A 9,055-nucleotide genomic window follows, 5' to 3' on the forward strand; every position below is an offset into this window, starting at 1 on the left:
CCACCCCTAAAATTACCGGTAGAAAAAACCGAGGCCGCTGGGGAAACCTTAAAAGCTATCCGGCAACAAGTGGAGCAAATTCAAGATAAAGTAACCCAACAGGTTTTTATTAAGCGTTCCCAAGAAATTGAGCGAAGTTTAGCCAGAAAAGAAGTTAAAATCATCGTTTTCGGTACGGGATCGGCGGGAAAAACCTCCCTAATTAACGCCCTCATCGGTCAAATGGTGGGCAATGTGGAGGCAACCATGGGAACCACGGAAAAAGGGGAAACCTATAGTTTAAAAATGAAAGGTGTGAATCGGGAAATTCAAATTACCGATACCCCCGGCATTCTCGAAATTGGTGCAGCCGGAGGTCAAAGGGAACAGTTAGCGCGACAATTAGCCACGGAAGCAGATTTACTTTTATTTGTCATTGATAACGATATTCGACAATCGGAATACGCCCCTTTATTGCGTTTAATTGATATTGGTAAACGTTCTCTCTTAGTCTTTAATAAAATCGATCTCTATAGCGATGAAGATCGAGACATTATTTTAAAACAATTACGAGAACGTCTAAAAGGAGTGATTCTTTCAGCCGATATTATTGCCGTCGCCGCTAATCCCCAACCAGTACAGTTAACCGGGGGACAAATGATCACACCAGAACCGGATATTTTAGCTTTAATTAAACGTTTGGCTTCAGTTTTACGGGCCGAAGGGGAGGATTTAGTGGCAGATAATATCCTCTTACAATCCCAAAGATTGGGGGAAGAAGCTAGGAAAATTATCGATCGCCAACGTCGTCGCCAAGCTGATAAAATTATCGATCGCTATCAGTGGATCGGTGCGGGAGTGATTGCTGTGACTCCCTTACCAGTGTTCGATCTGTTAGCAACGGCGGCGGTTAATGCTCAAATGGTCAGGGAAATTGGTCAAGTTTATGGCTGTGAAATTAACAGCGATCGAGGCAAGGAATTGGCTCTATCTTTGGGCAAAACTCTAGTTAGTTTGGGAGTAGTGAAAGGAGCAGTAGAATTATTAGCCAGAATCCTACAGTTAAATTTTACTACCTATATAGTCGGTAAGGCAATTCAAGGGGTCAGTGCCGCCTATTTAACCCGCATTGCCGGCAAAAGTTTTATTGAATATTTCCGTCAGGATCAAGACTGGGGTGACGGTGGTATGACGGAAGTGGTACAAAGACAATTTCAACTCAGTCGCAAGGAAGAATTTATTAAGTCTTTTGTGGCCGATGCGATCGGTAAAGTGGTACAACCTTTTCAGGATGATTGGCAGCAAGAAGAAGTTTTAGAAGCTAGTTGCGAGGATGATTGGTAAAGATCGAACCCGGGAGCAATAGGCAAAATTGTATAGTAATTGTTACAATCGTTTTGGGGTTCCACAAGGGCAAAAAAAAGATGCGACAGCAAGTTATCGACTGGTTAAAAGAAAACGTCAACGAACACCGTCTGCGACATATTCTCGGTGTGGAGACCATGTGTATTGATTTAGCTCGTCATCACGATCTCGATCCCGTCCAAGCAGGGCAAGCGGGATTACTACACGATCTGGCTAAATTTTTCAAGCCCAAAAAACTGCTAAAAATGGCGGAATCGGCGGGAATAGACGTGGATAATATCTGTTTATCCCATCCCCACTTACTCCACGCCGATGTGAGTGCAGTTGTCGCCCAAAAAGAATTTAACGTTACCGACGAGGAAATTCTCGAAGCAATTCGCAATCATACCCTCGGTAAACCCAATATGAGCGATCTTAGCTGTATAGTCTTTATTGCCGATGCCTTGGAACCCAATCGCGGCGATACACCCGAATTAAACGCCCTACGACAACTCAGCTATCAAAATCTCCATAAAAGCGTTCAACAAACCTGTGATTATTCCCTAAAATATCTTTTAAGTAGCCATTGTCCCATTCATCCCCGCACCGTGCTAACGCGCAACTGGGCGTTACAAATTGTTAAAGAACAACCAACAGAAACTAAAACCATTGATTAACATAATCTCAAGACTCGCTTACAACCACCTCAGCCAAAGGATAACCACAACCTGAATGACCAATCCCACTGGAATTATTACCCCCATCGCCGAAAATCTCAAGACCGAAAAATTTCTAGAGACAATTGTCACCGCTGCCGAGGACAAGAAAGCAGGGGACATCGCCATCCTGAAAGTCGCCGATATCTGTTATTTAACCGATTATTTTCTGATTATTACCGGCTATTCTACCACTCAAGTGCGAGCGATCGAGGATGCGATCGAAGCCGCTATGGAACTAGAATGGCAACAGTCTCCCCGACAAGTGGAAGGAAAAAGCGAAGGTAGCTGGATCCTGATGGATTATGGCGATATCATTGTCCATATCTTTTTACCAAAAGAGCGAGAATTTTATAATTTAGAAGCATTTTGGGGTCATGCCCAACGGATTCCTCTACCTAGCGACCATTTAGAGGAGTAGAATCCATGAAATCCTCCCTTGATTTCTGTCCCGTCCCGGAAGAACAGCAACCGGTTAACGAGTACGAACAATTAAAAGAATCTTGGTTTTTCCGTTGGGCGACGCTAGATGTAGCCTCTTATACAAAAAAAATTGTCTGGTTATGGTTGTGGACATGGTTAATTGTCGGACCGATTGCCGCCGCTAGTTTTCCCCTCAAAAAAGCCCCTTTTCTCTTCTTCTGTGCGGGGATTTTTGGCTCGACAATTTTGGTAGGATTGGTGTTATTGCGCTTGTATCTGGGCTGGATCTACGTCTATGATCGCTTGCAATCGGAGAAAGTATTTTATGAAGAGTCGGGCTGGTACGATGGCCAAATCTGGACAAAAACCGCCGCCATTTTAACCCGCGATCGTTTAATCGTCTCCTATCAAATCCAGCCCATTCTCCAGCGTTTACAAAAAACCGCCCTGATTCTAGGGGCAATTGTCGCTATCAGTGGTCTTTTTTGGCTATTTTTCACTCACTAACCGCAACCAATCACCAATCTGAATGAATAGGGTAAAACGTTCACCAACCCACCGCTTAGAAATTCATCTCCTCCGGGAAGGTATTATTGAATCGGTTCATAATGTCGAGGCCGCTATTTGCGATGACCGCGGCCGGGTATTATCCACCGCCGGCAGCGCCGAAACTAGCGCCTTTATTCGTTCGGCCCTGAAACCTTTTCAAGCACTGGCTGTCATCAGTACCGCCACCCTCGAACGCTACGATCTCAACGATAAGGATCTAGCCATTATCTGTAGTTCTCACCAAGGCACGGTGGAACACGCCCGTCAAGTCTTTAATATTCTCTGGCGCGCCGATATCGATCCTAATGCCCTGCAATGTCCCCTCCCCGAAGGTAAACCCAGTCGCCTCCAGTACAATTGTTCTGGTAAACACGCCGGGATGTTAGCGGTGTGTCAACAGCGTGGCTGGCCGTTAAATAGCTATCTGCGGCGCTCTAGTCCGATACAGAAGCTAATTCTCAGCAAAATTGCCGAATTATTGGGGATGCCGGGGGATGAATTAATCAGCGCCCACGATGACTGCGGCGCGCCCACCTATTCAATGCAGTTGGGGCAAATGGCCCATCTCTACGCCCAGTTAGCCTCTGGCAACCGTTTAGACTTAGAAAGAATCGTCCGGGCGATGACCTATCATCCCCGCATGGTAGCAGGAGAAGGGGCTTTTGACACGGAATTAATGCAGGTTAGCCAAGGGGAAATCGTCAGTAAAGCCGGGGCCGAAGGGATTCAATGTATCGGGCGCGTCGGCGAAGGTTTAGGATTAGCAATTAAAGCCCTAGATGGTTCCAAACGGGCTAAATATGCCGCCGCTTTGCAAATTCTCAAACAGTTAGGCTGGATTACTCCCAATGTGGCCGAATCTCTCTCGGAAAAATTCCTCAAAATCGGCAGTTATACCCGCTTGGAAGTGGTGGGAGAAATGGCTTTATTGTAAATAGTGGGTTGACCAAGGGTAACACATCAAAAACTTTTCTTTTTGGTGTGTTAGGGCAGTATTTGAATCTTGATTTTTTTCCTCAAAAACTGAACTTCGGAGTACAATACAGATGACTAAATTAATTCAAGAAACTTTCGAGCAAATTGCACTGCTTTCTGAAGAACAACAAGATAGCCTAGCAACCTATCTAAAAAAACACCTAGCTGAATTTTTAGAAGAAGCGGAAAAAGAACGACGAATTGCAGAAGGGACTTATACCATAAGTGATTTTAACGAAAAAACTCAACAAGCTATTCAGAATATTGAAGAGCAAAAAAACTTAACTGTTTGCCAAGATCAAGTTGAACTGTATCAGCAGCTAGGAATTTAATGTTATTACCCATTTTTGAAAATCGCTTTAAGAAAGATATTAAACGACTGCAAAAACGGGGAAAAGATATGACCAAACTGAAAAATGTCATTGATAAATTACTTCAAAAGCAAGAACTAGAACCTAAATACAAAGATCACGCTTTGATGGGAAACTGGAATGGATATAGGGATTGTCACCTAGAACCAGACTGGCTTTTAATTTATAAAATCACAGACACCCATCTTTTTTTAGTGCGCTCTGGTTCCCATGGGGATTTATTTTAATATTCGGTCAATCGTTTAAGTAGAGCTTGCTGAATACAAATGTAAGCTCTGCTAGAAAAGGGTTTTGAGCTTTTTTTCCAAAAAAGTGCCAGGAACAAACGTTGAGAAATCGCTCCGAGAGACTCAAAACCCTTGTACTTTTTTCGGCGAACGCAAAGTAATCAAAGAGCGATAACACCAGTTAATGGGCAATTTAACCTATTTTTGTGGTTTCTTTTTCGATAGAATGATTGCGTTTAACTTGACGTTTTATTGTCGCACCAACACCGAGTATTCCTAGAGAAAAGAGTCCTAAAGTTGAAGTGGGTTCGGGAATGGTTTCTACTTCTATATCTAAAGAACTTGATACATTGACATCGTTGGTTCCACTCTCTATAAAACTGGAGTCTGGCAGTATATTTTCTGGAAAAACAAACGAAATCGTATCATTAGTTAGATCTAATGAAAGATTAGATCTATACACAACTGGTAACTGTCCTTGAAGATCAGTGAATATAGCTGATAACCAATCATTAATATCACTGCCTGGTAATTCGCTAAATAAAAACTGGGAACTGGCAAACACGTTTTCAGAGGGTGTATTAAAACCTAATGAAGCCAGAAATATAGATTCATTTCCACTACCATCCAAACCAGATAATACTGAAGCTAACTCTATATATTCACCATCGATTTGCCCCTCTTTTGCTTTTTGCTTTTTAACTGCTTTTAATTTAGTTGTTTGTCCAGTGTCGTCTAGCAACTTCTCAAATTTTTTTACGTTAGGTGGAAAAATGAGCTTATTTCCCTCCTGCTCGAGGGGGGGTAAAGTGAATGGTTCCCCTACTTGAAAAGCGTTATTAATTAGGGTTGCCTTCCCAGTGGAAGTTGTGCCTTTTGGAATCGTTACCACCACATTTTTTGTTTTTCCGTCCTTAAGAGTGATTCGGATGATAATTTTCCCAGCTTTAGAAGGAGTTCCTGTAGTTAGCTCTATATCTGCGAGTGCTTGATCAGCAAACACCAGTAATGTGGATATAGTAACCATAATAGTTGCCAAATTTTTAAGTGAGCGTTTCATGAAAGTTCCTTTTTTCTGGTTGAAAATATCTAAATAAATGCTTTGTCGAAATGTTAAGGCATTTATTTAGGGTGGGCAGATTTACTTTGGTAATATAAACACCCTAAAGTTAACTTTCAAGACCCATAAAAGCCCCATAAAGAAATATAAAGACACTAAATTGGCATTTTGCGGTATAATGTCAAGCAATCCTGACTTAACTCCCCGTTTAAAATCATCCTATGAACTCCTTCGATATTCAATCTTTTATAATAACTATTGATGAGCTTGTTTTCTCCCATACAGGAGAACATTTAGACGATCTTCAGCATGAAATCTTAGAGGGAGTCGTCAATCATCAAAAATACGCCGAAATCGCTCAAAAAAATCATCGTTCTCAGAAATATATCAAGGAAACAGCAGGTAAATTATGGAAAACCTTATCAGAAATATTAGGACAGGAAGTCAGTAAGGCTAACATTAAATCGAGTTTACAAAGATATTGTTATTCTAATTTCTCTAACTCTAGTAATATTAAAGACGTTATACAAATCAATAGCGGTAATTTTTGTACTGGAAAAGAGAACAGTGAATTACCCTCATCTAAAATTTATCAACAAGCTAAATTAGAAACCATTCCCGAATTAATCAAAGAAGGATTAACTATAGAACAAATTGCTAGAGTTTTAAAACTTCCCCTAGAATTAGTGCGATCGCAATTAGAAGAATTTGAGTAACTCCCCAGCAACATCACTTATAATATAGTTATCTTATTATTACCCTGAGCCGATCTGAAAGTGAATTTTATTTTAGAACCAAGCGAGGAAAGAGATTATAATCTTTCTATTCCTTCTCTCCCGGTTGTATTAATGAAGGACATCATCTCGAAGAAGCTTTGAGCAATATTCAAGAAGCTATGGAACTTTGTCTTGAATTATAGGAAAAAGAAAGACGAATTGCAGAAGGTAATTATACCATAAGCGATTTTAACCAAAAAACTCAACAAGTCATTCAGAATATTGAAGAACAAAAAACCTTAACTGTTTGCAAGGATGAGGTTGAACTATATCGGCAGCTAGGAATTTATTGTCATTAATCTCTAGAGTCAGCGATTCCCTCTGTAGTCATGTTTTTGCTGGTTTTCTGCCCCGAAACCAGCTATAATGCTCGAAAGGTGAAAAGGGACTAAAAGCGCTGATTGAGTTAATCTGTGATGGCAAGGTGAGTCTGCGCTATCTAGTCTCGTCGGTGGTCTTGGCTACTGGGGTTGAGATAAACTAGATTTAATAACTGAAAATCCGGGGTAATCACTCATGTTACAATCCCTAAAAATTGAAGGCTTTCGCGGGTTTCAGAATTTTGAGATGGCCAATCTTGGTCGAATTAATCTCTTAGTGGGTAAAAATAATAGCGGTAAAACTTCTATTTTAGAAGCGATTCAGTTTTTGTATGCTCAGAATAATATAGATATATTTCTTGAACCTATTAGCTATAGAGGTGAGTTTGGTTGGTCAGAAAGTAATCTACCTAGTCGCACTAAAGTTTTTGAAATTTGTCATTTATTTCCTGGGCATGAAATCATCCCAAGTAAAAAAATTATCATCAGTGGATATGGCAAATCCTATCTAGCAAGTCTTACCATTTCTGTTGAAAGCATTCCTATACAACTATCTTTATTTTCAGACAAAAATGATGATATAAATCAAAATAATGATAACAATTTCGACGATGAGGAATGGGCTAAACTTCTTTTAAGTATTAGATGGAGTCAATCACAAAAACCTATTGAACTGGAACTTCTTGCCAACGGTACTCTTGCCAGAGATTCTATAAGAAGAATAGCTAGTTTAAGCAGAATTTCCCATAAAATAGGTATTGATAATAAAATTGAATTGAAGTTCTTAACACCATTTTCTCTAACAAGTTCTGATATGGCAGCACTTTTTGATAACATTGTTCTCTCTCCTTTAGAAGATTTAATTATTGAATCTTTGAAAATTATTGAGCCAAAAATTGAAAGAATAGCCATTGTTGGTTCTGGCAAGTATTTAACTTCAAATAACCTAGGTGTTAGCGGTGGGTTTTTAATCAAAATTAAAAATCATGATCAACCTATACCTATTGGCAGTTTAGGCGATGGATTTTGGCGAATGTTAGGATTAGTTTTAGCGATGGTTAATCTTGAAAATGGAATTTTATTAGTTGATGAAATTGATAGCGGATTGCATTTTACTGTCATGACTGATATGTGGAAAGTCGTCTGGGAAACCGCCAAAAAACTCAATATTCAGGTATTTGCCACCACTCACAGCCGCGATTGTTGGCAAAGTTTAGCCGAATTAATTACCGAAGAAAAAATTACCGATAACGAGATTACTATTCAAAGGATAGATAGGGAAAAAAGCCAATCTGTAATCTTTGATCCAGAAGAAATTGTTATTGCTGCTACAAGTAATCTTGAGGTGCGGTAACAATGCCTAAAATAGAGACAAAAAAGTTATTAGTGGAAGGTGCAGAGGAATTGAGAGTTATTCCCCAATTAATGGCAGCAAATGGAGTTACTTGGAATAGAGGGGAAGAACCATTGAATATCATAAATTGTGATGGTGTTGAAAATTTACTAAAACCTAAATATATCTCTACGCAACTAAAAACTCCTAACGGACTAACTCATTTAGGAATTATTATGGATGCGGACGAAGAACCTGATAATCGTTGGAAAAGTTTATATAATGCCTGTTTACCAAATATACCTAGCTTACCTCAAAATTTACCAGCAGCGGGATTAATTATGACTCTAGAATCGGGGATAAAATTCGGTGTGTGGATGATGCCCGATAATCAATCTAGAGGAATGTTAGAGACTTTTTTAGCCTATTTAGTTCCCGATAATAATCTTTGGCAATATACACAAAACAAGGTGATAGAGGCAAAACAACAAGGGGCAACCTATAGGGATTATCATCTAGATAAGGCTAATATTCATACCTATTTAGCTTGGCAAGATCCGCCGGGGAAACAACTTCACGATGCAGTAAAACAAAGAATACTTAATCAATCCTATCCCCAATCAGCAAATTTTTTGAGATGGTTACAGGAGTTATACGAGATTTGATAGAAGTATGGATCGAAATGGGAATGACAGCCCCATAATATTTCTCTGTGCTTTGTTAGATAAAGCCTCTGTCAAAAAGACTTAAATTAATCGTGCCGCGGGGGTTTATTGGTCGCAGAAGCCGCCGGAGCGACCTTGGAGGTGGGGGGGATACCCTTGAGGGAAATGAGCGTATTCATCACCGTTTTTGCCACCGGAGCGGCAACAGTGGAGCCAAAAGTATTGGCCCCCTTGGGTTCATCCACCACCACCAAAACCACATAACGGGGCGATTCGATCGGTAAAATCGCCACAAAACTGGTAATTTTGGCGTTAGG

The 9,055-nt window shown here is 40.3% G+C and carries 12 protein-coding genes and 1 pseudogene; 11 read left to right on the forward strand and 2 right to left on the reverse strand.

The window, feature by feature from the left end:
- From PX481_RS26195 to PX481_RS26225, 7 genes are all read left to right on the forward strand, one after another.
- On the forward strand, positions 1–1,323 hold a 1,323-nt coding region (locus PX481_RS26195), incomplete at its 5' end, for a YcjF family protein (protein WP_288096877.1).
- 80 nt (positions 1,324–1,403) lie between these two features.
- The gene (gene yqeK / locus PX481_RS26200) at positions 1,404–2,000 is read left to right on the forward strand and encodes a bis(5'-nucleosyl)-tetraphosphatase (symmetrical) YqeK (protein WP_002763152.1); all 597 of its coding nucleotides are present in this window, start codon (positions 1,404–1,406) and stop codon (positions 1,998–2,000) included.
- Between the two features lie 55 nt (positions 2,001–2,055).
- A complete protein-coding gene (gene rsfS / locus PX481_RS26205) occupies positions 2,056–2,460 on the forward strand; it encodes a ribosome silencing factor (RefSeq protein WP_002752120.1) in 405 nt (134 codons plus the stop codon).
- 5 nt (positions 2,461–2,465) lie between these two features.
- Positions 2,466–2,969, forward strand: coding sequence for a CGLD27 family protein (locus PX481_RS26210; RefSeq protein ID WP_002763155.1), 504 nt, complete (start codon positions 2,466–2,468; stop codon positions 2,967–2,969).
- A 22-nt stretch (positions 2,970–2,991) separates the two neighbouring features.
- The gene (locus PX481_RS26215) at positions 2,992–3,945 is read left to right on the forward strand and encodes an asparaginase (RefSeq protein WP_002763157.1); all 954 of its coding nucleotides are present in this window, start codon (positions 2,992–2,994) and stop codon (positions 3,943–3,945) included.
- Between the two features lie 112 nt (positions 3,946–4,057).
- A complete protein-coding gene (locus tag PX481_RS26220) occupies positions 4,058–4,318 on the forward strand; it encodes a hypothetical protein (protein WP_002763159.1) in 261 nt (86 codons plus the stop codon).
- On the forward strand, positions 4,318–4,584 hold the full coding sequence (locus tag PX481_RS26225) for a type II toxin-antitoxin system YafQ family toxin (protein WP_002763162.1): 267 nt from the start codon (positions 4,318–4,320) through the stop codon (positions 4,582–4,584). Before PX481_RS26220 ends, PX481_RS26225 begins: the two co-directional genes overlap by 1 nt.
- 193 nt (positions 4,585–4,777) lie before the next feature.
- Here the strand turns inward: PX481_RS26225 and PX481_RS26230 are convergent, their stop codons facing one another.
- On the reverse strand, positions 4,778–5,644 hold the full coding sequence (locus PX481_RS26230) for a PEP-CTERM sorting domain-containing protein (RefSeq protein ID WP_002763164.1): 867 nt from the start codon (positions 5,642–5,644) through the stop codon (positions 4,778–4,780).
- A gap of 221 nt (positions 5,645–5,865) precedes the next feature.
- On the opposite strand from PX481_RS26230, the gene PX481_RS26235 reads away from it, so the two are divergent.
- The 4 genes and pseudogenes from PX481_RS26235 to PX481_RS26245 all read left to right on the forward strand — a co-directional run bounded on the left by PX481_RS26235 (position 5,866) and on the right by PX481_RS26245 (position 8,738).
- Positions 5,866–6,360 carry a helix-turn-helix domain-containing protein gene (locus PX481_RS26235; RefSeq protein WP_002763166.1) on the forward strand — a complete coding sequence of 165 codons (495 nt, stop codon included), beginning with the start codon at positions 5,866–5,868 and terminating at the stop codon, positions 6,358–6,360.
- A 442-nt stretch (positions 6,361–6,802) separates the two neighbouring features.
- Positions 6,803–6,871 (forward strand): annotated as a pseudogene (locus PX481_RS29920) (divergent PAP2 family protein); the annotation flags it as partial.
- A 65-nt stretch (positions 6,872–6,936) separates the two neighbouring features.
- A complete protein-coding gene (locus PX481_RS26240) occupies positions 6,937–8,094 on the forward strand; it encodes an AAA family ATPase (protein ID WP_287971699.1) in 1,158 nt (385 codons plus the stop codon).
- 2 nt (positions 8,095–8,096) lie between these two features.
- On the forward strand, positions 8,097–8,738 hold the full coding sequence (locus tag PX481_RS26245) for a DUF3226 domain-containing protein (RefSeq protein WP_288096882.1): 642 nt from the start codon (positions 8,097–8,099) through the stop codon (positions 8,736–8,738).
- Positions 8,739–8,824: 86 nt separating this feature from the next.
- On the opposite strand, the gene PX481_RS26250 is transcribed toward PX481_RS26245, so the two are convergent.
- On the reverse strand, positions 8,825–9,055 hold a 231-nt coding region (locus PX481_RS26250; protein ID WP_288096884.1), incomplete at its 5' end, for a penicillin-binding transpeptidase domain-containing protein.

The sequence above is a fragment of the Microcystis sp. M53603_WE2 genome (assembly GCF_030065435.1).

Coding starts and splice junctions, on each gene's coding strand:
- rsfS (WP_002752120.1), top strand. CDS start 2,056: ATGACCAATCCCACTGGAATTATTACCCCCATCGCCGAAAATCTCAAG.
- PX481_RS26215 (WP_002763157.1), top strand. CDS start 2,992: ATGAATAGGGTAAAACGTTCACCAACCCACCGCTTAGAAATTCATCTC.
- yqeK (WP_002763152.1), top strand. CDS start 1,404: ATGCGACAGCAAGTTATCGACTGGTTAAAAGAAAACGTCAACGAACAC.
- PX481_RS26220 (WP_002763159.1), top strand. CDS start 4,058: ATGACTAAATTAATTCAAGAAACTTTCGAGCAAATTGCACTGCTTTCT.
- PX481_RS26230 (WP_002763164.1), bottom strand. CDS start 5,644: ATGAAACGCTCACTTAAAAATTTGGCAACTATTATGGTTACTATATCC.
- PX481_RS26225 (WP_002763162.1), top strand. CDS start 4,318: ATGTTATTACCCATTTTTGAAAATCGCTTTAAGAAAGATATTAAACGA.
- PX481_RS26235 (WP_002763166.1), top strand. CDS start 5,866: ATGAACTCCTTCGATATTCAATCTTTTATAATAACTATTGATGAGCTT.
- PX481_RS26240 (WP_287971699.1), top strand. CDS start 6,937: ATGTTACAATCCCTAAAAATTGAAGGCTTTCGCGGGTTTCAGAATTTT.
- PX481_RS26210 (WP_002763155.1), top strand. CDS start 2,466: ATGAAATCCTCCCTTGATTTCTGTCCCGTCCCGGAAGAACAGCAACCG.
- PX481_RS26245 (WP_288096882.1), top strand. CDS start 8,097: ATGCCTAAAATAGAGACAAAAAAGTTATTAGTGGAAGGTGCAGAGGAA.